Origin of the sequence: Mesorhizobium sp. M0292, assembly GCF_040321695.1 — a bacterium.
GTDB lineage: Bacteria > Pseudomonadota > Alphaproteobacteria > Rhizobiales > Rhizobiaceae > Mesorhizobium.
Genome location: NZ_JAMYSB010000006.1, coordinates 94,505 through 117,833, shown reverse-complemented (window position 1 = coordinate 117,833; position 23,329 = coordinate 94,505). Strand labels below are relative to the sequence as shown.

At 61.8% G+C, this 23,329-nt stretch carries 26 protein-coding genes, 1 tRNA gene and 1 pseudogene; 12 read left to right on the top strand and 16 right to left on the bottom strand.

The genetic code is table 11. From position 1 onward, the window contains the following. Window positions 1-27: 27 nt before the first annotated feature. The 4 genes from NKI96_RS11715 to NKI96_RS11700 form a co-directional block, all read right to left on the bottom strand. Entirely contained in the window at window positions 28-267 is a 240-nt protein-coding gene (locus tag NKI96_RS11715; protein ID WP_023667535.1) for a DUF2188 domain-containing protein, read from the bottom strand. A 59-nt stretch (window positions 268-326) separates the two neighbouring features. Beyond that, the gene (locus tag NKI96_RS11710) at window positions 327-605 is read right to left on the bottom strand and encodes a DUF982 domain-containing protein (RefSeq protein ID WP_352804696.1); all 279 of its coding nucleotides are present in this window, start codon (window positions 603-605) and stop codon (window positions 327-329) included. 84 nt (window positions 606-689) lie between these two features. After that, window positions 690-965, bottom strand: coding sequence for an SH3 domain-containing protein (locus NKI96_RS11705; RefSeq protein WP_023734434.1), 276 nt, complete (start codon window positions 963-965; stop codon window positions 690-692). Window positions 966-981: 16 nt separating this feature from the next. Beyond that, a complete protein-coding gene (locus NKI96_RS11700) occupies window positions 982-2,079 on the bottom strand; it encodes an NADH:flavin oxidoreductase/NADH oxidase (RefSeq protein WP_352804503.1) in 1,098 nt (365 codons plus the stop codon). Between the two features lie 143 nt (window positions 2,080-2,222). On the opposite strand from NKI96_RS11700, the gene NKI96_RS11695 reads away from it, so the two are divergent. Beyond that, complete coding sequence (locus NKI96_RS11695; RefSeq protein WP_023667531.1) at window positions 2,223-2,801, top strand: NUDIX domain-containing protein; 579 nt, start codon at window positions 2,223-2,225, stop codon at window positions 2,799-2,801. Between the two features lie 89 nt (window positions 2,802-2,890). Next, window positions 2,891-3,862 (top strand): ATP-grasp fold amidoligase family protein, encoded by a 972-nt coding sequence (locus NKI96_RS11690; RefSeq protein ID WP_352804500.1) that lies wholly within the window; start codon window positions 2,891-2,893, stop codon window positions 3,860-3,862. Window positions 3,863-4,229: 367 nt separating this feature from the next. On the opposite strand, the gene NKI96_RS11685 is transcribed toward NKI96_RS11690, so the two are convergent. Together NKI96_RS11685 and NKI96_RS11680 are read right to left on the bottom strand one after the other, a co-directional pair. After that, window positions 4,230-4,418 carry a hypothetical protein gene (locus tag NKI96_RS11685; RefSeq protein ID WP_023688348.1) on the bottom strand — a complete coding sequence of 63 codons (189 nt, stop codon included), beginning with the start codon at window positions 4,416-4,418 and terminating at the stop codon, window positions 4,230-4,232. 724 nt (window positions 4,419-5,142) lie between these two features. Further along, a complete protein-coding gene (locus NKI96_RS11680; RefSeq protein WP_023681532.1) occupies window positions 5,143-5,364 on the bottom strand; it encodes a hypothetical protein in 222 nt (73 codons plus the stop codon). Window positions 5,365-5,450: 86 nt separating this feature from the next. Between NKI96_RS11680 and NKI96_RS11675 the strand changes: the two genes are divergently transcribed. Then, window positions 5,451-6,314 (top strand): ATP-dependent DNA ligase, encoded by an 864-nt coding sequence (locus tag NKI96_RS11675; RefSeq protein ID WP_023748756.1) that lies wholly within the window; start codon window positions 5,451-5,453, stop codon window positions 6,312-6,314. On the opposite strand, the gene NKI96_RS11670 is transcribed toward NKI96_RS11675, so the two are convergent. From NKI96_RS11670 to NKI96_RS11650, 5 genes are all read right to left on the bottom strand, one after another. Further along, window positions 6,311-6,559, bottom strand: a complete 249-nt coding sequence (locus tag NKI96_RS11670; RefSeq protein WP_023691191.1) for a hypothetical protein — start codon at window positions 6,557-6,559, stop codon at window positions 6,311-6,313. The genes NKI96_RS11675 and NKI96_RS11670 overlap by 4 nt on opposite strands. Before the next feature lie 953 nt (window positions 6,560-7,512). Continuing rightward, the gene (locus tag NKI96_RS11665; RefSeq protein WP_027050406.1) at window positions 7,513-7,704 is read right to left on the bottom strand and encodes a hypothetical protein; all 192 of its coding nucleotides are present in this window, start codon (window positions 7,702-7,704) and stop codon (window positions 7,513-7,515) included. Between the two features lie 749 nt (window positions 7,705-8,453). Next, window positions 8,454-8,539, bottom strand: a tRNA-Leu gene (locus NKI96_RS11660). A gap of 128 nt (window positions 8,540-8,667) precedes the next feature. Further along, window positions 8,668-9,330, bottom strand: a complete 663-nt coding sequence (locus NKI96_RS11655) for an outer membrane protein (protein ID WP_023695400.1) — start codon at window positions 9,328-9,330, stop codon at window positions 8,668-8,670. Window positions 9,331-9,457: 127 nt separating this feature from the next. After that, the gene (locus NKI96_RS11650; protein ID WP_352804497.1) at window positions 9,458-10,309 is read right to left on the bottom strand and encodes an alpha/beta fold hydrolase; all 852 of its coding nucleotides are present in this window, start codon (window positions 10,307-10,309) and stop codon (window positions 9,458-9,460) included. A gap of 263 nt (window positions 10,310-10,572) precedes the next feature. Between NKI96_RS11650 and ade the strand changes: the two genes are divergently transcribed. Next, window positions 10,573-12,384 (top strand): adenine deaminase, encoded by a 1,812-nt coding sequence (ade, locus tag NKI96_RS11645; RefSeq protein ID WP_023667521.1) that lies wholly within the window; start codon window positions 10,573-10,575, stop codon window positions 12,382-12,384. A 21-nt stretch (window positions 12,385-12,405) separates the two neighbouring features. Here the strand turns inward: ade and NKI96_RS11640 are convergent, their stop codons facing one another. The 3 genes from NKI96_RS11640 to NKI96_RS11630 all read right to left on the bottom strand — a co-directional run bounded on the left by NKI96_RS11640 (window position 12,406) and on the right by NKI96_RS11630 (window position 16,280). Next, window positions 12,406-13,569 carry an alpha/beta hydrolase gene (locus tag NKI96_RS11640; RefSeq protein ID WP_352596602.1) on the bottom strand — a complete coding sequence of 388 codons (1,164 nt, stop codon included), beginning with the start codon at window positions 13,567-13,569 and terminating at the stop codon, window positions 12,406-12,408. Between the two features lie 133 nt (window positions 13,570-13,702). Beyond that, window positions 13,703-14,776: an alpha/beta hydrolase gene (locus NKI96_RS11635; RefSeq protein WP_023706608.1), complete on the bottom strand. Its 1,074-nt coding sequence runs from the start codon at window positions 14,774-14,776 to the stop codon at window positions 13,703-13,705. A 100-nt stretch (window positions 14,777-14,876) separates the two neighbouring features. Continuing rightward, entirely contained in the window at window positions 14,877-16,280 is a 1,404-nt protein-coding gene (locus NKI96_RS11630) for an aminopeptidase P family N-terminal domain-containing protein (protein WP_352596605.1), read from the bottom strand. A 123-nt stretch (window positions 16,281-16,403) separates the two neighbouring features. Between NKI96_RS11630 and ilvA the strand changes: the two genes are divergently transcribed. The 3 genes and pseudogenes from ilvA to NKI96_RS11615 all read left to right on the top strand — a co-directional run bounded on the left by ilvA (window position 16,404) and on the right by NKI96_RS11615 (window position 19,090). Further along, window positions 16,404-17,660: a threonine ammonia-lyase IlvA gene (gene ilvA / locus NKI96_RS11625; protein WP_352804492.1), complete on the top strand. Its 1,257-nt coding sequence runs from the start codon at window positions 16,404-16,406 to the stop codon at window positions 17,658-17,660. Next, window positions 17,657-18,236, top strand: a pseudogene (locus NKI96_RS11620) (DUF1697 domain-containing protein). Before ilvA ends, NKI96_RS11620 begins: the two are co-directional and overlap by 4 nt. Before the next feature lie 149 nt (window positions 18,237-18,385). Continuing rightward, on the top strand, window positions 18,386-19,090 hold the full coding sequence (locus NKI96_RS11615; protein WP_023821384.1) for an outer membrane protein: 705 nt from the start codon (window positions 18,386-18,388) through the stop codon (window positions 19,088-19,090). A 105-nt stretch (window positions 19,091-19,195) separates the two neighbouring features. On the opposite strand, the gene NKI96_RS11610 is transcribed toward NKI96_RS11615, so the two are convergent. Together NKI96_RS11610 and NKI96_RS11605 are read right to left on the bottom strand one after the other, a co-directional pair. Further along, on the bottom strand, window positions 19,196-19,489 hold the full coding sequence (locus tag NKI96_RS11610) for a DUF2218 domain-containing protein (protein WP_023681521.1): 294 nt from the start codon (window positions 19,487-19,489) through the stop codon (window positions 19,196-19,198). A 133-nt stretch (window positions 19,490-19,622) separates the two neighbouring features. Continuing rightward, complete coding sequence (locus tag NKI96_RS11605) at window positions 19,623-20,063, bottom strand: VOC family protein (protein WP_023821383.1); 441 nt, start codon at window positions 20,061-20,063, stop codon at window positions 19,623-19,625. A gap of 358 nt (window positions 20,064-20,421) precedes the next feature. On the opposite strand from NKI96_RS11605, the gene NKI96_RS11600 reads away from it, so the two are divergent. The 5 genes from NKI96_RS11600 (at window position 20,422) to NKI96_RS11580 (ending at window position 23,311) form a co-directional block, all read left to right on the top strand. Next, window positions 20,422-21,018 (top strand): cold-shock protein, encoded by a 597-nt coding sequence (locus NKI96_RS11600; RefSeq protein WP_031198162.1) that lies wholly within the window; start codon window positions 20,422-20,424, stop codon window positions 21,016-21,018. Window positions 21,019-21,146: 128 nt separating this feature from the next. Next, window positions 21,147-21,719, top strand: a complete 573-nt coding sequence (locus NKI96_RS11595; protein ID WP_352804488.1) for a DUF192 domain-containing protein — start codon at window positions 21,147-21,149, stop codon at window positions 21,717-21,719. Window positions 21,720-21,729: 10 nt separating this feature from the next. Next, window positions 21,730-22,497, top strand: coding sequence for an alpha/beta fold hydrolase (locus NKI96_RS11590; RefSeq protein WP_023821381.1), 768 nt, complete (start codon window positions 21,730-21,732; stop codon window positions 22,495-22,497). 57 nt (window positions 22,498-22,554) lie between these two features. Beyond that, window positions 22,555-22,926: a hypothetical protein gene (locus NKI96_RS11585; protein ID WP_023751498.1), complete on the top strand. Its 372-nt coding sequence runs from the start codon at window positions 22,555-22,557 to the stop codon at window positions 22,924-22,926. Between the two features lie 70 nt (window positions 22,927-22,996). Next, window positions 22,997-23,311 carry a hypothetical protein gene (locus NKI96_RS11580; protein WP_023667509.1) on the top strand — a complete coding sequence of 105 codons (315 nt, stop codon included), beginning with the start codon at window positions 22,997-22,999 and terminating at the stop codon, window positions 23,309-23,311. Window positions 23,312-23,329 lie beyond the last annotated feature (18 nt).

Sequence of the window (23,329 nt, the reverse complement as noted above, 5' to 3'; positions counted from 1 at the left end):
CCGGCAGCGAAAGCTGAGGGGCAAGGATCAGTCGGAAACTTCGGTCTGCGGCCGGTCGCGGCCGTCGGCCAGTTCGTCGTGCCACTTGCCTTCGGCATCCTCATACTGGATGCCGTCCGTGGCGCCGGCGATCTGCTGTTCGGCCGAGGCGATCTCGGCGGCGCGCAGCGCATCCTGGTGGGTCGGGAATGTCTCCGAAAATGTCGAACCGACCTTGTAGGCCCAGCCCCCGTCATGCTCGACGATCTTGTAAGTCAGCTTCGCCATGAAATCCTCCGGTTCGTCCGTCCGCTCAATGCGGCCCGTTTTTCAATGCCATTTGGGCTTCAATGCAGTTTGGCGTCTGGCACCCGGTCTTCGGGAACCAGCACTTCCGATTCCTTGGCCGCTTCGATCAAGGCCCTGCGTGCATCGGCCGTCGAACGATAACCTTCCAGCACTTTGAGGCAAGTGTCGAGAGCATCACGATGGCGCGGGCCGCGGTTGAGCGGCCACACCGTCATCAGGCACTCCGCCGCTTCCTGGGTGCTGCGGATCTGGCGGTATTTGCCGACATGGCCGAGTTCGACCACGACCGGGGTTTCAAAAGGTTTGTTATCCATAATGGCCGCAACGCAAAGCAGCCAATATGGTTGCAAAAATGGCCGTCAGCCTGCGCCCAAACGTCTCACCAACCGCAATCGTTGGTCTCAGTAACCGCAGTCGTTGCGCAGCCAGCGGGCGTTGGCCCAGCCGGTCCGTCCGCCGATTTCGACCTGGTACCAGTTGCCGCGGCGGTCGAAAATCTCGGTGTGGTCGCCATTGAACAATTGCCCGATCATGCGCGACGACAAGTTCGGCCGTGCGCGCACAGCGAGAAACCCGCTGCCGGTATCCAGATCGTAGTGCCTGGACAGGCCGTGCACCGTGCCTTCGCAATATTGCGCGCCGACCGGAGACGACGCGGCGAACGACAGCGCGACCACCGTCGGCGGAGCCTGTTCAGCCCCTCATCCAATGCTGCATCGTCGTCACCGAGCGGGCAAGCTGTGGCGCGGGATGGATTTTTTCGCTGAAGGTGGCGGCGGCGCGCCAGCCCCAGCGCGGATCGGCGAGGAAGGCGCGGGCCAGCGCGACCATGTCGGCGCGGCCGTCGGCGACGATCGCCTCTGCCTGCGCGGGATCGTCGATCAGGCCGACAGCCCGTGTCGGGATGCCGGCGCCCTTGCGCACCGCTTCGGCCAGATGCACCTGATAGCCGGGGCCGGTCGGCAGTTTCTGCAACGGAGAATTGCCGCCGCTCGAACAGCAGAGATAGGCAACATCAAGCGCCTTCAAGGCTTTGGCCACCTCGATCGCCTCTTCGACCTCGAAGCCGCCATCGACCCAGTCCTTCACCGACAGGCGGGCGCCAAGCATCAGGTTTGGAACCGCCTTCCTCACCGATTTGGCGATCTCGATGAGGAAACGCATGCGGTTTTCCAGCGAGCCGCCCCAGCGGTCGGTGCGCTGGTTGGAAAGCGGCGACAGGAACTGAAAGATCAGATAGCCGTGCGCGGCGTGCAACTCGAGGAAGTCGAAGCCGGCGCGCTCGGCCCGCCTCGCGGCTTGAGTGAAGCGCTCGACAAGCTGCAGGATTTCATCCTCCTCCAGCGCATGCGGCACATTCCAGCCGGTGTCATAGGCGATGGCCGAGGCCGAGACGGTCTGCCAGGGATCCTCGCCCGGCTGCAATGGGCCGCCGCCTTCCCAGGGCTTTCGGTTGGAGGCCTTGCGGCCGGCATGGGCAAGCTGAATGCCGAATTTCGTTTCCGGCGCGGCGACGCGCCTCGCTGCATCCAGCGTGCGCCGGGCGGCCGCCTCGTTGTCGTCGGAATAGAGGCCGAGGCAGCCATGGGTGATGCGGCCGCGCCGTTCGACGTCGGTCATCTCGACGGTGACCATGCCGGCGCCCGACATCGCCAAGTTCATCCAGTGATAGAGATGCCAGTCGCTGGCCGAGCCATCTTCGGCGGAATACTGGCACATCGGCGCCACCGCGATACGATTCGGAAAGGTCAGGCCATCGAGGGCGATCGGCTGGAAAAGCGCTGCGGTCATCAAAAAAACTCCGGAGAGGGCTGCAGCTATTTAGGCGATGGCAGTTGCCGGCACCAGACACGAGGCGGTGAAAGCTTCGCCGTTTCGGTTGCGCGCAAAACCGTTCGCGGTTACGCCATGGCGCCGACAGCTTGGAGCTCATCATGGAAGATCGTATCCGCATCCGCTCGGAGGAAGTCCTGTCCGACGACTGGGCGGTTCTGAAGAAGACCGTCCTCGATTACCGCCGGCGCGACGGGCAGTGGGAGACGCAGATTCGCCAGACCTACGACCGTGGCGACGGCGCGGTGATCCTGCCTTTCGATCCCGAGCGTCAGACGGTGCTTCTGGTGCGGCAGTTCCGCTACCCCGCCTACGTCACCGGCCACCGCGAACCGCTGATCGAGGCCTGCGCCGGCCTGCTCGACAAAAACGATCCCGAAACCGCCATCCTCAAGGAGGCCGAGGAAGAGCTCGGCTATCGCTTACAGAACATCGAGCGGCTGTTTTCCCCCTATATGAGCCCAGGCAGCGTCACTGAACGGCTGTGGTTCTTTGTGGCGCGCTATTCACCCGCCGACCGCATCTCGGCCGGCGGCGGCGCGGCCGACGAGGGCGAGGACATCGAGGTTCTGGAAATGCCTCTTGATGAAGCGCTGGCCGGCATTTCAGACGGCCGCATCATCGACGCCAAGACGATCATCCTGATCCAGCATTTGAAACTGTACCCGATGAAGGGCTAGCTCGGCGAAGCTCGACGTGCCTCACTGCTGCGGGCAGGGTGGCACGTCCACTTCGCGGATGAAGTTGCGCAGGTTGCAAGGACACCGGAATGGCGCGTGGCGCAAAGGCATGGCTGAAGCGAAACAGCGCGCGGGCATCTCTCATCTTGCTGAACGCCGCGCTGCTTGTCCGCTACCGCCGGTTGACCCAGCGTTTCCTTGAGCGGATGCGGCATCTGCCGAATTTTGCAGCCCCGGTGACGTTCACGGAAAAGATCCACTGGCGCAAGATTTTCGATGACGATCCTCGCTTTACCGGCCTTCTCGACAAGCTCAAGTCCAAGGAAATCGTCAGGGAGCGGCTTTCCGGGCTCGCCATCCCGGAGGTGCTGTGGCAGGGCGACGATCCGCGCCAGATCCCTTTCGCTGACCTGAAAATCCCCTACGCCGTCAAATGCAACCACGGTTGCGCCATGAATGTCATCGTTCGCGATCCGGCCAACGCCGACCGGGAGGCGATCATTGCCGAGATGACGGAATACCTTGGCCAAACCTATGGCGCCCGCAAGCTGGAGCGCAGCTATGCGCACATAGAGCGGCGGGTTTTCGTCGAAGCGCTTGTCGGCAAGGACCAGGATTATGACCCGGTCGACTACAAATTCTGTGTGCTGGCTGGCCGCGTCGCCTACATTGTCGTCGTCGCCTTCCGTTCCACGGCCAAGAATACCGCCCACCTGGATCGCGATTGGCGCCCGCTGAACATCGTCCAGGGCGCGATCGACTCGAGCCTGGAAATTCCCCCTCCCAAGAGCCTGGCGCGGATGATCGAGGCAGCCGAGGCGCTCGGCAGCGAGTTCGACATGGTGCGTGTCGATTTCTACGAGGAGGAGGGGGAGCCGATCTTCGGAGAATTCACGGTCTACCCACGCAGCGGCTTGCTGCAATTCGACCCGGCTGCCTTCGACCGCGAACTGGGCGCGCATTGGGATATTGGCGCGTCAGCTTACCTCAGCCGTTTGCCCAGCCGATTTGCCCAACGATACAAGGCAATGCTCGTCGCCGCCGGCTATCTCGACGTTTGACGGCTACTCGGTGGCGTGCCACCCGAAGCTCGAAGAGCGAAGGGTGGTGCGCAGAACCCATACGATTAGAGATCGAGGGAAACTGATAGCTCAGCAGGGAGTCGTGATTTCGAAGTGCCGTCTCAACTGAGCCGTAGCGGTCAATTCGTCCTGCTGGGATCAATCTTCGTGAGCCGCTGCCTGGTCTCGGCCATGCGCCTTTGCGCAGATCGGATTCGGCAACACAAGGCGGGATTCATAGCGACGCCGCAATCTTCGTCCAGCAAGTTTTCGGCGCGCTTCCTGCTGCGACTCGGCCGATTACCGCTAAGGTTACCGGCAAGCTCTCCCACGTCCGGACTGGGTCGAGATCATTTGAAGAACTCTTTCAGCTTGTTGAGTCGACTGTCGCCAGAGGCCTTCCGGCCTTCAGGACACGCCGCCTCGCCGATCGTATCCTGCTGGATAAAGCGAGGTTCTCAGCCACCATTTTCTCGCTGAGTACCAGCGCGAACTCGGTCTGTTTGATGCGCTGCTGAGCATCAGCGAGTTGCATCGTGAAAAGATCGGTTGCCATTGTTGATCCGGGATCCGCGAGATTCATGATTGCGTAACACATGGCGGCCGAAATCGTTCCTAGTTGTCGGGCGAAGCCGGTGCCGCAAAGGGCGGCTGAGTTTGAACTTCCCACCCGACCAGACGTCCGCGAGCGCCAAGGCATCGAGAGCCCAGTGATCGGAGGGCCACTACGAGCGGGCGCAACCCGACCACTTAAGTGATCAGCCTCGCTACAGCCTTGACAGGTACAGTCGCGGCCTCATGAAGGGGAGGTATCAATGGTCTCGGCGATTGGAAACCAACATCGGCAGGCAGCTGAAACTCGACCGAAACCCGCAAAGACAGAACCGGGCGAAGGATTTGCGCCAGGCAAAAGCGCAGACAGCGTAGGACATCGCGCCAAGGCAATGGCGGCAGAAAGTGGCGACACGGATTCTGGCGCCCAGGGGCGCGCCGCATCGACAATCGCCAGGATGGATATCACCGTTTTGGCTCCACAGAGCGAAGAGCCGCCTTTGGAGTAGCCCGGGCGGCCGTGCCGCTGCCTCGGTCCTTGTGCAGCACAACGCGCGCTGGCTACGCTCGGTGGACATCGTCGTCTCGAAACACTTCGGGCGTTGCACTGCCGCGAGCCGCCTTCGCTGCTGGTCGAGGGGCTGTAACCCTTGGTGAGGCCGGCATCGCCTCGCCGGTCGTTGCGAGCCCACGATCGCGCGGCCAAGCGACCTTCCCTGTGTCGGTCTCTATTTGATACTAGGGGACGGCGGTTTCATCACGGGCAATTGCAGCTGGTCAATGGTTGCGACGATGCCGGCGGCAATGGCTTCCGCCTCATGGATCAGTTCCGGACCATAGAGCCCATTGACCATCTCTTCGCTCGGCAGCACGCCAGGAGGACAGTGCTCTTCCATTGTGCGCCGGATGAGCGTCAGCGCTGCCCGGCATTGGTCGGCTTCGATCTTCATAGCCCTTCAAACATCCAATTCGTCTAAAATGTTCCGGAACTAATTTAGCGATAGCTAATTGAAGTCGCGGTTCTGCGAGTCAGTGCATGCGTCTGAAATTCATCAAGCCCATGGAACCCGAACTGGTCGACACGCCGCCGATGGGCGATGATTGGATCCATGAGATCAAATTCGATGGCTACCGCACCCAGGTCATCAAGGATGATGACGGGATTCGGCTGATCACCAAGAACGGTTATGATTGGACGGGCCGCTACATCCAACTTGCCGGTGAGGCGGAAGCGATCGAGGCGAAAGACTTCATCATCGACGGCGAGACCATTACGATCAATGAGGCTGGCCTATCCGACTTCCATGCGCATCAATCAGCCGCGACCAGCCGCAAGCCGTCGCGCGATCTGTATCTGCCAGCATTCGACCTCTTGCATCTGAACGGGCATGACTTGCGGGACACGCCGGTGGAAGACCGTCGCGAGATCCTCCGGGCGTTGATCCCGGACGGCGGCCGAATCCAGTTCAGCGAAGCGATGCCGGGCACTGGCGACGCCGTCTTTCATCTGGTCGACCAGGCTGGGCTTGAAGGTATCGTTTCAAAGCGGAAGGGCAGCAAGTATCGGTCGGGTCCGACGACGAACTGGCGCAAGATCAAGTGCTATGCCGAAAAGGAGATGGACATCGTCGGCGTGCAGCGCGAGGCCGGCAAGCCTGCCATGGTGCTGATGGCCGACAAAGGCCACTATGCCGGCGGCGCCTTCGTCACCTTCAAGGCGGACAAGCGCCAGCGCCTATGGGACCGCGTGCAAGGCAAGATTGGCGGGCCGGCGCCGAAAGGGCTCAAGAGTGACAAGGCCGAATGGCTAAAGCCGGGCCTGGTCGGCCGCGTGCGGTTCCTAAAGGGCGAGGAGAAGCTTCGCCATGCCAAGCTGCTGGATTTCCGGGAGGAGACTTAGCCCGGAGGCTTGTCCCGGGGCTGTGCCGGTCCTGTCCCGTTCCACTGGATGAACTTCGCCTTCTGGCCGGTGATGGTCTCGATCGACTTCAACAGGGGTCCATGGACCTTACGTAGAGCTTGGTAGTGCTCGCCGTGGTACGCCAGGAGCGGCCCGACGATGCTCTTGTGCAGCGCTTCGGCTGCCGCCAGGAAGCGCTCGATTTCAGCCCGGGAAAGTTGTTCCGAAGGTTTGGTTCTGGCCATTGGCGCTCTCCATTGGGGGGTCGCCGCAACGAGGACTATAATCCTACATGCCGGACTGCCTGACAAGAGGGCTCGCCGGCCTTACCCCGCAGGTAGCAGTAGGGCGACGGCGCCACGCGCAGCCATCAGGAGCAACCACCAGCAAAGATGAGCAACGGCAGGCCCGGCGACCTCCTTTGGCACACGGGACAAACAAGAAGGTCGCCGAGCCTTACCGGCGCTGCTTTGTGAGGGAGACGACGCCGGATGAGATGAGAGTATGCGATCGTGCTAATCTCTGCGAACCATGCGAACGAAGGAAAGCCTTGTGGCACCGACGTTGAGATCAAGGTCGGGCGGGGCGCTGATCGCTGCGGCAGGATTCTTCCAAAGCGGTAGTGAGTCCAGAGCGGAACATTAGCGTCGGCTAACGGTTAATTCGGCAGTGTTCCGAACCGTGATTGGTAGAGCGATGGTGACGTTTCATCTTGTCTATTTTTCCGGCCTCACGGCAGACCAGCTGCTAGGCAGCGCCGTTCCTATCCTGGCGTGTTTGCTGCTTTATAACGCTCTGGCTACGGACGCCTAACTGATGGGTCGGCCAGCGGCCGGCCTCCTTGGCAGCCGGCGATTGCCATCCCGATGCCAACTTCAAGACCTATCACGAGGCCAAAGACAAGCTTGCCGACGAAATCAATGGCGAGGGCCGGACAGGACGCCACACGTCCAGGCAGGGCTCTCTGACGGCATTGGCGATGGCCCGTTGGCAATTCGGGGGTCCATTGTTCCCATTTCTGTTTCTCCCAAAACTGCCCGCTGCCTCACGGTGGCGAGCTTTTTCGTTATAGGGCCCTCCGCGCTGGGCAATCTGTTCCAGGAGCTTCTGTGATGCCTCTATGACGCGGCAAACCTTGGAAAAGGTTTCCGTGGCAGGACCGGGGTACGATTCTAACCAACTACCGCTGTATAGGCCACTAGCGCCCGACGATCCGGCTAATCATGTCGTCATCAGGTGCGCTGTCGGTGAATTCCCGTAGCAGCGCCTTCGCGTGGTCTACCCAATGCTCTTCAGCCAGGTTCAACTCCCGAACGGATCTCCTGAAGGTCTCGCACACCACATCGAAATCGAAGGCGTCAATGCTGTAGCCTTCCTCGTCATAGTCCATCGGCCGCCTCCCCTATGGGGGAAACTGTACGGAATCGTACGAAGCAAGTGCAAGCGCATTCAAAAGCAATTGGCTGATGCCGCCCGATCGTTCCACAATGTGTTGCTAATATGCAGCACCGACTGAATCTCCGATCAGCGGCACTTGTGGTTGGTTCCAACAGCTGCACGTTGACGGCAAGATGCCAAAGCCAACGACATGCGGGCGACGAAGATGGACAAGCGACAAAACACAAGAAATGTTGAGTTGGTCGGTCTTCTGGCCGTGCCGTTGTCAGTTCTAATCACGCTGCTGATAGCTGGAATGATCCTTTGCTGAAATGTTTGAGTGGCAAAAGGCTGGGGCGGCGGGTTTTTCCCCTTTGAAAGAAGTCACGATGTCCCAATCCGTCGAACCCCCGATATTGCCAGAGGATAGCCCAGACCGTGAGGTGAACTGTGAAGTCGCATTAGAAGCCGCGTTTGCGGCCTTGGTGACTGCGTCAGAAGCGCAAGGTTGGACGCCACAGGAAACGGCTGCAACTCTTCTTAAAATCGCGACGGAGCATGCCCACCGGGTTGAGGCCGCTGCGGCCACAGCCGGCTCCTAAGGGAGTGCCTTGACCTGGCCCGCGCGGTCGGTCGCTACCGACAGGAGTGTTGCAGCAGGTATTCCAGCAAGAGTGTTAAACCTCTTCAGTTGCTACCCGCGTCAGCCTTTTCTATGGTAGCCAGTGAGTTCTTACAGAACGAATCCTAAGCATTTCAATTTGGTGCGGACGACGGGAATCGAACCCGTACGATCAGAGATCGAGGGATTTTAAGTCCCTTGCGTCTACCAATTCCGCCACGTCCGCAGGCCAGCCCTTTTCAGACGCCAGCGAAAACCCGTCAAGCCATCTTTTGCCGAGTGTCGAACTCATGAAAGGTGGTTCGTGATTTCAAAACAATTGGTTGTGGCGAAAATCTCAGTCGCCGAGAAGGCTCAGAATTTGTAGCTGAGATTGATACCGACCGCGTTCAGCTTCACATCCTGATCGCGATCGTTGAAGGGTTCCGCCACGTCATAGTGCTCGGAGCCGAAATCGTAATAGCGATATTGCGCGCCGACGATGAATTTGTCGGTCAGCGCGTAGTCGACGCCGGCACCCAAGGTCCAGCCGACATTGGTGCGTGTGCCGGCGAACGACGCGCCCGCGACTTGCGAAGTTTCGATGCCGGCAAAGGCGACGCCGCCGACGCCGTAGACCAGCACGCGGTCCATGGCGAAGCCCGCTTTGGCGTCGACAGATCCGAACCACTTGATGTCCGTGCGGAATGTGCTTCCAAGGCCTGATACGGCCGTACCGTCGACGGCGGAATAATTGAGCTCCGCCTCGGCGCCGAGCACTGCCTGGTCGAACTGCCACAGGCCGGCGACATGGGCCCCGACGAAACCGCCGTCAATGTCGGGCGAGATGGAAAACGGCGCGCCTTCCGTCACTGATATGTCGGACTGGCCCCAGCCGTAGCCGGCCTGCAGGCCGGCATAGTAGCCGGTCCAGTCGAAGCCTGGTTCGGTCATCGGCACCGCCATCGGGTCGGCGGCGAATGCCGGCGCGGCCAGAGCAATCAGAAATCCGGCACTGGCAATCGTCAGACAGCGCATCGAGTTCTCCGAAAAGGCGGTTCAGAAGGCGCCTTGTCGGAAGGTAATCCTATTCGCCGCAAAACGGAACCCATTGTTCAACAATCGGAATGCACCCGTTGCTGCGCTGGGTGCTCAGCTGGGGGCGCTATTTGGCGTCGATGAAGTCCAGCGCCGCCTGACTATATTCGTCCGGCGCCTGCAGCATGGCGAAATGACTGGCGTTGGGCAGGATGATGAGCTTGGCGCCCGGAATGACGGAGGCCATGTATTCGGTGTGTTCGCGCTTGATCGCCTCGTCATGGTCGCCGGCAACGATCGCGGTCGGCGTGGTTATCTTGCCGAGCTGTTCCTTGGTCCAGGCCGGCTCCGACTCCCACATGTGGCTGATCTGCGCCACGAAGGCATCGTACTGGTCGGGAGTCTTCGACAGTTTCTTGTAGTCGCGGCCCGAGCGGTCGATATAGGCGGCAAAGGTCTTGTTGGTCAGCACACCCGGATCGACGCCATCGGTGGTGACGTTGGCGGCCTGCGCAAAGAGCCGTGTCAGCCGCTCCGGATGATGCAGCGCGATGTCGATGGCGATAATGCCCCCGTCGCTCCAGCCGACAAGAGCGGTCTTGTCGATCTTGAGATAGTCGAGCAGCGCAAGATAGTCCGACGCCATGAGGTCATAGCCGTAAGCTTGCTCGGTGCGGGTAGAACGGCCATGGCCGCGGCTGTCGGCAATGATCACCTTGTGCGTCTTGGACATCGTCGCCACCTGGCTTGCCCAGATGTCGCCATGGCCAAGGCCGCCATGGATCAGGAGAATCGGATCACCGGCGCCGAAAACGGCATAGTACATCTGGATGCCGTTGACCGGCGCATACCCGCTCTGATCCGGTTTTGGCATCGCCGCCGGCTCCGGCAAGGTCTGCCAACGTTCCTCGGCGGATACAAAGCCGGCCGAGATCAGGAACAGGGTGACGAAGGCGAGTGCTTTCAGGAACCGGATCATGACTTCACCTCAGGAGGTTTCGGGCTCATCACAACAAAAACCCGCCTCGCGGCGGGTCGTCGGCGCAAATCAGCACCATAGCCAGAATGGTAGCATAAGTGGCGGCACAAGCCAAACTGAATGACCGCACCGCTGATGCCTGCCCTCGGGGGTGAGCAGGTGCGGCGCATCCGCCCCGGGCGAATTCTCATCGACGGATTTCGTCCGTGATCGCTGGCCAAAACCTTGCCGGCTTGGCACAGTCGGGCAAACAGGAGTCTTTCATGGCCAAGCAGCCGTCGGCGACGAAACCCAAGCCCTGGACCGAGATGGCGACGCATCTGGTCGACGTCGCAACGGGGCGCAAGCCGGCCGACCTCGTCATCCGAAACGGCCGCTGGGTGAACGTGCACTCCGGCGAAATCATAGCCGGCACCGACATCGCCGTTGCCGGCGGCCGCTTCGCCTATTGCGGGCCGAATGCCAGCCATGCCATCGGCCAGGGCACCAAGGTGGTCGATGCCGGCGGCCGCTATCTGGTGCCCGGCCTGTGCGACGCGCACATGCATGTCGAGAGCGGCATGGTGACGGTGACCGAGTTCTGCCGCGCCGTCATCCCGCACGGCACCACCTCGATGTTCATCGATCCGCACGAGATCGCCAATGTGCTGGGTCTGCCCGGCGTGCGGCTGATGCATGACGAGGCCGTCGCCATGCCGATCAACGTCCATGTCCAGATGCCGTCCTGCGTGCCGTCCGCGCCGGGGCTGGAGCATGCCGGGGCCGAACTGACGGTCGCCGATGTCGCGGAAGCGATGACCTGGGAAAACATCGTCGGGCTCGGCGAAGTGATGAATTTTCCCGGTGTCGTGGCCAACGATCCGGTGATGTCGGGCGAGATAGCCGCCACGGTGCGAGCGGGCAAGACGGTCGGCGGCCACTATGCGTCGCGCGATCTCGGCCTGCCGTTCCATGGCTATGTCGCCGGCGGGCCGGAGGACGACCATGAAGGCACACGCGCCGAGGACGCAATCGCCCGTGTGCGCCAGGGTATGAAGGCAATGCTGCGGCTGGGCTCGGCCTGGTACGATGTTGCCTCGCAGATCAAGGCGGTGACCGAGAGCGGTCTCGACCCGCGCAACTTCATCCTGTGCACCGACGACAGCCATTCCGGCACGCTGGTGCATGAAGGCCATATGGACCGGGTGGTGCGCCACGCCATCCAGCAGGGATTGAAGCCGGTGACGGCGATCCAGATGGCGACGCTGAATACCGCCCAGCATTTCAAGCTGGAGCGCGAACTGGGCTCGATCGCGCCGGGACGGCTGGCCGATCTGCTGATCGTCTCCGATCTTGCCGCCATGACCATCGACGAGGTCTATGGCCGCGGTATCAGGCTGGCCAAGGGCGGCAAGCTCGAGATCGACATTCCGGCCTATGATTACCCCAAATCGGCGAAGAACACCGTCAAGCTCGGCAAGAAGCTGAAGCCAGGCGACTTCGACATTGCGGCGCCCAAGGGCGCCAACGAGGTGCGGGTGCGGGTCATCGGCGTGATCGAAAACCAGGCGCCGACAAGGGCGCTGGAGGCCGACCTGCCGGTCGAGGACGGGCTGGTCGCCATGGATCGCCGCAACGACATCTGCCAGATCGCGCTGGTCGAGCGCCACCGCGGCACCGGCGGCGTCACCAATGCCTTCGTCTCAGGCTTCGGCTATATGGGCGACTGCGCCATGGCGTCGAGCGTCGCACATGATGCCCACCACATCATCTGCGTCGGCACCAACAAGGAAGACATGGCGCTGGCCGTCAACCGGCTGGGCGAGGTCGGCGGGGGCGTGGTGCTGTTTTCGAAGGGCAAGGAGCTTGCGCTGGTCGAAATGCCGATCGCCGGGCTGATGTCGGACGAGCGGGCGGAAATCGTGGCGGCCAAGGCGGAGAAACTGACCGAGGCGATGCGCAAGATGGGCTGCTCGCTCAACAACGCCTACATGCAGCACTCGCTGCTGGCGCTGGTCGTCATTCCGGAGCTCAGGATTTCCGATGTCGGCCTGATCGACGTGACGACGTTCCAGAAGGTCGATCTTTTTATCTGAGATCAGCCCGCTGCTTGGCTCTCATCCGCCGGTGGCGATGGTCAGCACCTTGAATGGCGTGGTGATAATGATCTCGGCGACGGATCCGACTGCCTTGCCGAGGCCTCGGCCGAGATTGTCGATCTGGCCCTGCGTGGGTTCGTCCGATGCCAGGCCGGCTGGAGCGCGCAGACGGTTGCCGAGCAATTGCACCAGGAACGGGTTGTCGGCGAATTTGGCGTGGTTCAGGCGGTCGCCGCCCTTGATCTGGCTGAGGTCGGCCACAACGACGCCGTAACTGGCAATGTCGGCGGCGTTGCCGTAGTCGCCGACGCGCGGCTTGTCGCCGGATAGCAGGCTGGACAGTCTCAGAGCACGGTCGTCGGCGGAAAGCAGGATGACGAACGGCCTGTCGGGCTTGCCGTAGCGGATCATCTGCTTCTTGAAGACGTCGACATCGATATCGGGCGATGCCAGGACAACACGGCCGAGCTTGCCGTCGAGATCGCGGTCGCCGGTGATGGCGAGCTGGCGCAGCGCTTCCATCGTCACCCAGGTTCCCATCGAATGCGCGATGATGTCGATGCTCTTGACCTTTGTCTTGGCGAGCATCCTGAGCGTCGCCTCGAGGTCGTCGCGCGCGGCGTTGGCGCTGTCCTTGTCGTAGATATAGCCCGTGGTCTTGCCGCTCGAAGCCCACGAAAACAAGATCGGCGTGCCGGGATATTCGGTGTCGTGGGCGATCTGCGTCAGCCGGTAGACCCCATCGTCGAAGCCGTTGTTGAAGCCGTGGACGAAGACCAGCGCGCGGTCGCCATTCATGGTGATGTTGGCGCCGACAGCCTTGGCGAATTGCGAGGCGTCGCCATAGTGGACGACATCGGTGGCGGTGAATTGCTTGGCCGGGTTCGAATTTGCCGAGCCCTTGGCGCGCTCGATGGCGCCGACCTGGTGGACCTTCGGCACGGTGACGTCGACACGGGCGTAGCTGGTGGTCAGCGAGCGATCGCCATCGAACACCTGGCGTGGGTCCTTGGTCGCCTGCTTGCGGGTGGTGGCGACGAAGATTTCGTGGGTGGCCGCGATGTCGGAGGCAGGCACCGAAACCGTCGTCTTGTTCAACAGGTCATGGGTGTTCGGGCCGGCGCAGCCGGCGGCAGCGAGCGCGAACGCAAGGACCAGGACAGTCTTCCAACGCTCGTTCACGCGGGCTCCCGCTGGCGCATTGGCGCCGATTTCAATGTCGTAGAGGCAGAGACCGGCCCGGTCCAGTTGAAAGTGATCGGGCCGAGCGGCATTCGCGACCTCACGCGGCGACGGTCGCCGCAAGGCAACAGCCTTATTGTCCGAGCGCGCTGATGCGGTCGGTCACCGTCTGGTCGCTGGCAAAGCCGTCATCCTCGCGCAGCCGCTGGCCGATCATCTTCACCAGTTCGGGATTGTCGGCGAACTTGGTGTGGTTGAAGCTGTCGCCTCCCTTGACCTTGGAAAGGTCGACCACGGTGACGCCATAAGCGGCGAGGTCGGCGGCATCCTTGTAGTCGCCGACGCGTGGCCGCGAGCCGGCAATCAGGCCTGAGAGCCGCAGCGCACGGTCGTCGTCGGAGAGCAGCAGGATGAACGGCTTGTCCGGCTTGCCGTAGCGGCGCATCTGGCTCTTGAAGACGTCGACGTCGATGTCGGGAGAGGCCAGCACGACATCGCCGAGCTTGCCGCCGAGATCGCGGTCGCCGGTGATGGCCATCTGGCGCAGCGTTTCCATGGTCACCCAGGTTCCGAGCGAGTGGGCGACGATGTCGATGCGCCGCGCGCCGGACTGCTGCAGCATGCGCAATGTCACCTCCAGCTGATCGCGGGCGGCGCTGGCGCTTTCCTTGTCATAGACATAGTCGGTGGTTCTGGCGCCGGATGCCCAGGAAAACAGCACCGGCGTGCCGGGATAGCCGGAATCGTGGACGATCTGGGTCAGGCGGTAGACCGCGTCGTCGAAGCCGGTGTTGTAGCCATGCACGAAGACCATGACGCGGCCGCCGCGCGCGGCAATGTCGGCATTGAGCGCACTGGAGAATTTCGGCTGCGCATCGTAGCCGACGACCTCGGAGGCCATGAAGTACTTCGCTGGGTCGTTGGACCTGCCGCGCGAGCGGCGCTCGATCTGGCCGGTCTGGTGGATGCCGGGAACGGTGACGGTGACGCGGGCGTAGTTCAGCGTCGCCGAGCGTTCGCCGTCGAAAACTTTGTTGGGATCGTCGGATTTCTTGCGTGTGGTGGCAATGAAGATCGAGTGATTGCCCGAGATTTCGGTCACCGGCGTGGACATGACGGCGCTGCCGAGCAGTTCCTCGGTTTTGCGGCCGCCGCAGCCGGCGATCAACAGGGCAAGTGCAAGAATGCAAATCGTCTTCAAACGCACGTCAAAAATTCCACTCCGGCCAAAAGGCCCATATACCCCCGCGGCACCTCCCGGACAGTGAGAGTGCGGCAGAAGTAAGTCGTGTCCAGCCGAAATGTGGTCAGCGTCGAGCCACGGTCATCGCACTGTTGCGCGAAAGCCAGAATGGCGGCAGGAACGCAGGGATGTTGGAGAAGGGCAATACCTCGGGCTTGAGCCTGATGCCGAGCACATCGCCCATGAAGGCGCGGCGCGCCTCGATGCGGCGCCATGCCTCGGGATAGCGGGCCGCGATCTCCTCGCGCAACGCCTCATCGGCAAGCGCGATACCGTCCTCGATGTTGGTGGTGAAATAGCTGGTTCCGGTCGCCGGAATGATGTCGACCTGCAGCGCCATGCCGGACCGCAGTTTGATGTCCGAGCCGGAAAACACCGGCGAATGCATCCATTCGTCGATATGGACGAGATGGCCGGGATTGAGCGAGACGCCGAAGAACGGGTCGCCTATGCGGTCATGCACGGCTTTCCAAAGCGCTCCGCCGGCAGCCCCGATGCCGATGGTCTCGTACCAGTCGACGACGGCGGCGAAATAGGGCGCGACCAGCTTGTCGATATAGTCGTCGATCTCGCGCGGCAGTTCGGCCGCGCTCTCGACCAGGAAGCCGGCGCGGGCGTTGAGCGAGCCCTGGATGCCATAGGCCATGGTGACGGGATCGCCGCGCTTGATGATGTCGAGGCGCGGGCTAGGCAAGCCGTAGGGCGCACGCCTGCCGGCGGACAGCATCGGGTGGCAGCACAGGGGCAGGCCGTTGATCCCCATCAGCCGCGCGGCCTGCAATTCGCTCATGCCGGGCTCAATATTCCCAAGCACGTTGCGGAGGCCCTGCGAGGAAAAGGTCGCGGCGAATTCGAAGGACGCCAATTGGTCTGCCTCGTTGATGGCGCGTAGGCCGTCGGATGGGTTCATCAACAGGTTGGCGGCGTTGACCACCGCGCCTCTGTCGCCGGCCAGTGTGCGCAGCGTATCGGCGATGAAGGACGGCAGGTCGAGCGTCGTCTCGCCAAAGCCGCCATCGCCGGGGCCGAACGGCTTCCAGCTGATGGCGCCGATCTTCTGGCCGGCTTTCAGGCCGCAGGCGGCAAGCGTGTCGGATAGAGAGGCCGAGCGGTCGCGTGGCTGCGCCGGCAGCGAGAAGGTCTGGTAGAGGACGCGCTGGTAAGGCCCGTCGCAGATTTCGGCATAGCCCCAACCCTCATTGCCGACGAGAAGTTTTGGCTGGCTGCCGGGAACGATGACCAGCAGCGTCTCCTCGAAACGCGGATCGTAACCACTGAGATAGGCGACATTGGCCGCGTGCTCGCGGTCGCCATAGACGGCAAAGGCGTCGAGCCCGGCCTCGGCGCCGCGCGCCAGCAGAGCCTCGATGCGCGCTTCGTAGGTCCGCCGCTGAACCAGCGGCATCACTGTTGGTTCGCCGAATTCAGGAAGGTCTATGGTCTTCAGGGCGACAGCCGAAACAGGCATGAAGATGGCTCCAATGGATTCCTGCTGGCGCGTCAAAGCGGCCGCGCCGCATCGGTGGCTGCAAACGGCGAATTGTGCAATAGGCTTCGCCTTCGAACCATTCGATCCAGAGGTGACGGCGCCATGAACAGTTTCTCCTCCCGTGTCGCCACCGCCGCAGCCGCGATCCGCGAGATCTTTCCCGAAACGCCGCTGCAGGAAAACGATTATCTGTCGAAGAAGACGGGGGCTCGGGTGCTGTTGAAGCGCGAGGATCTTTCGCCGGTGCGCTCCTACAAGATCCGCGGCGCCTTCAACTTTTTCCGCAAGGCGCTTGCCGCCGGCAACGAGGCCGAGCTGTTCGTCTGCGCCTCGGCCGGCAACCATGCGCAAGGCTTTGCCTTCGTCTGCCGCCATTTCGGCAAGAAGGGCGTGGTCTTCATGCCGGTGACGACGCCGCAGCAGAAGATCGACAAGACGCGGCTGTTCGGCGGCGAGTTCGTCGAGATCCGGCTGGTCGGCGATTTCTTCGACGATTGCTACCGCGCCGCCTTCGAATTCACCGAAAGTTCGGGCGCGCATATGGTGCCGCCTTTCGACCACAAGGACATTATCGAGGGGCAGGCGACGGTCGCCTATGAGATCGCCGACCAAATGCCGGGCGCGCGCATGCCCGACATCATCATGCTGCCGGTTGGCGGCGGTGGCCTGGCCGCGGGGGTGACGCACTATTTCGCCGATCAGCAACGTGACGCGCGGTACGTCTTTTGCGAACCGGCCGGTGCGCCGAGCCTGTATCAGAGCCTCGCCAGCGGCAAGCGCGTCCGGCTCGCCAATGTCGACAATTTCGTCGACGGCGCGGCGGTGGCCGAGATCGGCCGCGAGCCGTTGCGCCACCTCAAGGAGTTCGCCGCTCAGGCGGTGCGGCTGATCCCTGAGAACCGGCTCTGCGCCACCATGATCGAGATGCTCAACATCGAAGGTGTGGTGCTGGAGCCGGCCGGTGCCTTGGCGATCGACGCGTTGAAGGATTTTTCGCGCAAGGAAATCCGCGGCAAGACCATCGTCGCGGTGGTGTCGGGCGGGAATTTCGATTTCGAGCGGCTGCCCGACGTGAAGGAGCGGGCGCTGCGCTTCGAGGGGCTGAAGAAATATTTTATCATCCGCTTTCCGCAGCGGCCGGGCGCGCTGCGCGACTTCCTCGAACTGCTCGGTCCCGACGACGACATCGCGCGCTTCGAATATCTGAAGAAATCGGCACGCAATTTCGGCTCTGTGCTTATTGGCATCGAAACCAAAGACCGGCGAAACTTCGATTTGCTGAGGGCGAATTTCGAGGCCGAGGGCGTGCACTATCAGGACATCACCGACAACGAGACCCTGGCCGGGTTCATCATATGAGCGGTACAGCCTGCCACCCGAAGCTCGAAGAGCGAAGGGTGGTCTTCGTCGCACTGTTTTCCGGCATCAATGTCGGCGGCAACCGCATCGTCCAGATGGCGGAGTTGCGGGCGTTATTCGAGGCGCTAGGCTTCACCGATGTCGCCAGTTATGTGCAGAGCGGCAATGTCGTGTTCCGGACCAAGAAGGGCGACGCCGCCACGCTGGCGAAACAGATCGAAATGGCGTTCGAGAAAAAAATGGGGCTTTCACTCGCGCATCATGGTGCGCGATCTCTCCTGGTTCGAACGGTTGGTGAAGGAGAATCCTTATCCGGAAGTCGCCGGCGATCCGACCAAGCTTCACGCCTACACGCTGGAGCGCCAGCCGACGGCGGACGAGATCGCCAGGCTTGCCGAAAAATGCACCGGCCCGGAAAGCTTTGAGGTTAAGGGCGACGTGCTCTACCTCAAGGCGCCGGACGGGCTCGGCAAATCGATGTTCGCCAATCTCATCCCACGCACGTTGAAAGTGCCCGGCACCGCGCGCAACTGGCGCTCGGTGCTTGCGTTGCTGGAGATGGCGCGTTCGCTTTGAATCGCCTAGATCTGCATTGCGGGCGCGATGCTAATTAAGCCTCGGCTAAACAGTTGTTTTTCTGCAACTATTTCGATTAACCGGCCTGGGCAGCTTAATGAATACTGCATGTCTGTGCTATGCTCTTTCCGACTGCATTGGGGAGTTTCATGAAACGTCTGCTTCTCGCATCCACTTTCCTGATTTCGGCTTGCGGCGCGGCGTTCGCCGCCGACGTGATTGAGACCGTACCGGCAGGGTTTGTCTGGTCGGGTGGCTATGTCGGCATCAACGCCGGCTATGGCTGGGGACGCGGTGACGCGGTCGACCAGACGGATTCCTTCTTCGACGAGGAGCTTGGTCAGACCCATGACGTCGATACCGACGGCTTCCTCGGCGGCGTTCAGGCCGGTTACAACTGGCAGTCCGGAGCATTCGTCTATGGCGTCGAAGCCGATCTGGGCTATCTCGGCCTCGACGGCGACAGGACTATCGTCGAAGAGCCCGACAATTTCGGATCGGCGAAACTGGGCGTCTATGGCGATCTGACGGCACGTCTGGGCTACGCCACCGACAGGCTGCTGATCTACGCCAAGGGCGGCGCGGCGGCGACTCACTACAAATTGAGATATGGCGATACTTTCGATTTTGACGGGGTGCCCGACCCGGACAGCAGCGCATCGAGGAGCGGAGGCCGCTTCGGCTATACGATCGGTGGCGGTGTCGAATGGGCCTTCGCCGACAAATGGACCACGAAGCTGGAATACCAGTACTTCGACTTCGGCAAGGTCCGTTTGACAGATATCGAGGGCAACGACGCAAAGGTGAAGATCGACGCCCATACGATCAAGATCGGCCTGAACTACAAGTTCTGATCGATCCGTCGTTCCGACGGTTCAGATGGCGTCGCAACCAAGTGACGCCATAACGTCGCCCGGGGCTGGCAGCTTCCGGCGTTCGGCGTTGCGGCTGACAGCAGATCAGGTCGCCGGAGCCTGCTTCCACTCGAAAGTCAGTTCCTCGCGGAAGGCAAAGCGCTTGATGTGATCGGCAACGACGCTCTCCATGCGCTCCAGCGATCCACTTTCATCCGTCGACACCGTGATATGCAGCGCTGCCGCATCGGCATCGAGAACCGTGCGGCCGAGCGACAGATCGATGGTGCCGTGGTTTGGATCGAACTCGACGGGAAATTTGTGCGCCCAGTGCTTGCACAACTGCTGCAAATAGCGGCTGGCATACGCGGTGGTGACATCGGCACGGCTGGTCGGCATGAACGAATTCTCCTGGATGAGGCACTGGCTTTGCTTGGCTGGCGCGACAGGCAGGTAAATAGGTGCCGTTGGTCGAAATGGCAAAGGCGGCCGGCTTGTCGGCGCGGCCGCCTCGCTCAAGATGGCGTGATCGCTACCAGGTGCCGGTGTTCGGCATCGATGCCCACGGCTCGGCCTTGGGTTTGGCCGGGCCCTTCTGCAGCAGTTCGAAGGAGATGCCGTCCGGCGACTTGACGAAGGCCATGTTGCCGTCGCGCGGCGGCCGGTTGATGACGACGCCATTGTCCATCAGATGCTGACATGTGGCGTAGATGTCGTCGACCTCATAGGCGAGATGGCCGAAATTGCGGCCGCCCTTGTACTCCTCCGGATCCCAATTGTAGGTCAGTTCGATCAGCGGCGCCTTCTCAGTGATGCCGCTTTCTACATCCTCGGAGGCGGCGAGGAAGATCAGCGTGAAGCGGCCCTGCTCGTTTTCGTAGCGGCGCACTTCCTGAAGGCCGAGCTTGTTGCAGTAGAAATCGAGCGAGACATCGACGTCGGCGACACGGACCATTGTGTGGAGGTAGCGCATGGGATTTCCTCGGGGATGTTTGGGTTGCGAGGCAACATAAGGTCCACCCCGCCGAAGGGCAACGAGCATCGGACTGGAAAAGTGGTCACCGGTTTTGGAAAAAATCAGATTGCTCTGACAAAAGCGTCGGACACAAGTGGTTGCCGATTTCGGCGAAATCCCTTGCAAATTGCCGACCGGTTGACCGCCTTGATGGATCGTCATTGCTGTCGGCAGCGACGCCGGCAAACAACAAGTCAGCTATTCCTGTATTCAACCGCGAAAAAAGGCACGGCAGGTCTTGCACACCCCGGAAGCGGCGGTGTTAATCTAATGTCAAGAATCACTTGCGGTTTTCTTGAAAAAAGGGGGCGTTCTTATGGGGGATAAGGCCTCTTTCACGAGGCGGGATGAGAACCTTGACGACGCCCTGAAGCGCGACAGTGGCGGCGATACCGCCGACCTTGTCGAAATCGCCGGCGCCATCAAATGGTTCGACGTGGCCAAGGGCTACGGTTTCATACTTCCCGATGACGGTTCTTCGGGCGACATCCTCCTCCATGTCACCTGCCTTCGAAAGGACGGTTTTCAGACTGCATTGGAGGGCGCGCGTGTCGTGTGCCTTGTCAAGCACGGCGACCGTGGTTTGCAGGCGTTCCGGGTGCTGTCCATGGACACCACTACGGCGGTCCATCCGGCCGAGATGCAGGAACAGCGCACCCATGTGGCGGTGACGCCGGAAAGCGGGCTCGAGCGGGCGCTGGTCAAGTGGTTCAACCGCACCAAGGGCTTCGGCTTTCTGACGCGCGGCGAGGGCACCGAGGATATCTTCGTCCATATGGAGACGCTGCGCCGCTATGGCATCACCGAGCTCAGGCCCGGACAGGTCGTGCTGGTGCGTTTCGGACGCGGTGACAAGGGCCTCATGGCTGCCGAGATTCACCCCGATATGGGCACCTTGCCGGTCGCGCATTAGGACGCGAGCCCTTACGATGAACTCCAGCCGACCAATTCAGGACGGCTCTTTTTCTTGGTTTCACCACGATCTTATCCGAATACCTGAGACCACTTTTAGGGATCATGGTCTTTGGTCGAGGATTTCCAATGGCGTACAGGAACTGGCTGACAGCGGGCGCGCTCTGCGTCATCGTTGCGGTAGCCGCAGGCGCTTACTTCTATTCCGGGCAGCCGACCGCATCCCAGCAGACGATCGCCGGCGGTCAGGCGATGATCCTTCCCGTCGATCCGACACCCTTGGTCGTGGCGACGAAAGGCGGCGATAAATCCTTTTCGATCGAAGTCGCCGACACCGACTCGGAACGCGAGGCCGGCCTGATGTATCGCCAGGATATGGCCGACAATCATGGCATGCTGTTCGTCTTCGAGATGCAGAAGCAGGTCGGCTTCTGGATGCACAACACGCCGATGTCGCTCGACCTGATCTTTGTTGGACAGGACGGCAAGGTCCGGGCCGTCAAGCACGGCACTCCATTGTCCGATGCAGTCATCTCGCCGGGTGTGCCAGTGCGCTTCGTGCTGGAGCTCAAGGCCGGCACCGCCGCCAAAAACGGCATCGACCATGGCGATCTGCTGCGCCATCCGGCCGTCGGCACGGTGTCCGGCCCCGGCATGCCGCCATCGGACAAGGGCAACGCGCCCACGCCCGGCGCCGGCTGAGCCGCTCCCGATGCAATTCTTCTCCCATGACGGGTTCGACTTCGCCTTCCTCGACCGCCAGCCGGCGTCGGGGGCGGGCGATCCGGTGCTGATGATCCACGGCTTTGCCTCCAGCCACTATGTCAACTGGGTATCGCCCGGCTGGTTCAAGACGCTGAACGATGCCGGCTATCGCGCCATCGCCTTCGACAATCGCGGCCACGGCTCGTCGTCGAAAAGCTATGACGAGGCCGACTACACCCCGGCCAAGATGGCTTCGGACGCGGCGGCCCTGCTCGATCATCTCGGCATCGGCCGCGCGCATGTCATGGGCTATTCGATGGGCGCGCGCATCGCGGCGTTCCTGGCGCTGTCGGATCCCGGCAAGGTGGCGACTCTGGTCTTCGGCGGGCTCGGCATCGGCATGGTCGACGGCGTCGGCGACTGGGACCCGATCGCCGAGGCGCTGCTGGCCGACGATCCGGCCGCCACCAGCCATCCGCGCGGTCGCTCGTTTCGCGCCTTTGCCGATCAGACGCGCAGCGACCGCCGCGCGCTGGCCGCCTGCATCGCCACGTCGCGCGAACTGCTCAGCGAAGACGACATGACGCGCATCGCCCAACCAACGCTGATTGCGGTCGGGACGACAGACGATATCGGCGGCTCGCCCGACGAGCTCGCCGCGCTGATGCCGAACGCCAAGGTGTTTCACATAGACGGCCGCGACCATATGCTGGCTGTGGGCGACAAGACCTTCAAGCAGCGGGTTTTGGAGTTTTATGCCGAAAATCCGCTTTAACCGGTAAGCGATTTTTCGGGCGAAATGGATTGGGCGGCCGGCGAGGGGTGGCAAACAATGGCTCAATGGGGAAGAAGCGCCGACGCTCTGCCGGGCGCCGTCGTGACAAGCATGTTCGGCAAGCGTTCCGTCATCCTGGCGCTGCTCGCCTTCGGTGCCGGTGTGATAGCGCTGACCACAATGGTGGCGCTGCCGGCCCACGCATCCGAGCGTGCCCAGAACATCGCCACGGCTTTCTTCATGGCGGTTTTCCTGCTGGCAGGGCCGTTGGCGCATATTGCCGGATTGATTTTCGGGCTGATCGCGCTGGTGCGTTCGAACGATAGCCGCGTGCTTGGGGTCGTCGGCATCCTGCTCAACGGCGGCTCCCTGGCGGTTGGCTTCCTGCTGCTTGTGGCAATGGCATCGACGATCGGCGCTTTCACCTGATCGGGGACGAGTAATGGCCGGATGGGGAAGAAGCACGATAGCAATGCCCGGCGTGGCGGGGCGGAGCAGCTTGGGCAAACGCTCGGTGATCCTGGCCCTGCTGGCGTTCGCAATGGATTTTGCGGCGGTGGTCACGCTGGCGCTGATGCCAGGCGAGGCGTCGCTGGCCGCTCAAAACGTCCTCGGCGGGGTTTTTCTGCTGGTGTTTCTCGTTGCGGCGCCGCTGGCGCACATCACCGGCGTGGTTTTTGGCTTGATGGCACTGGGACGTTCAAACGACAATCGTGTCCTCGGCATCGTCGGTATCATCCTCAACGGGCTGTCGTTGGTGATCGGCCTGTTCTTTGTTTGGGCGGCCACCAAGTCCGTTGGCGCCTTCAGGTGATCGATCTTCGTCTGGCTT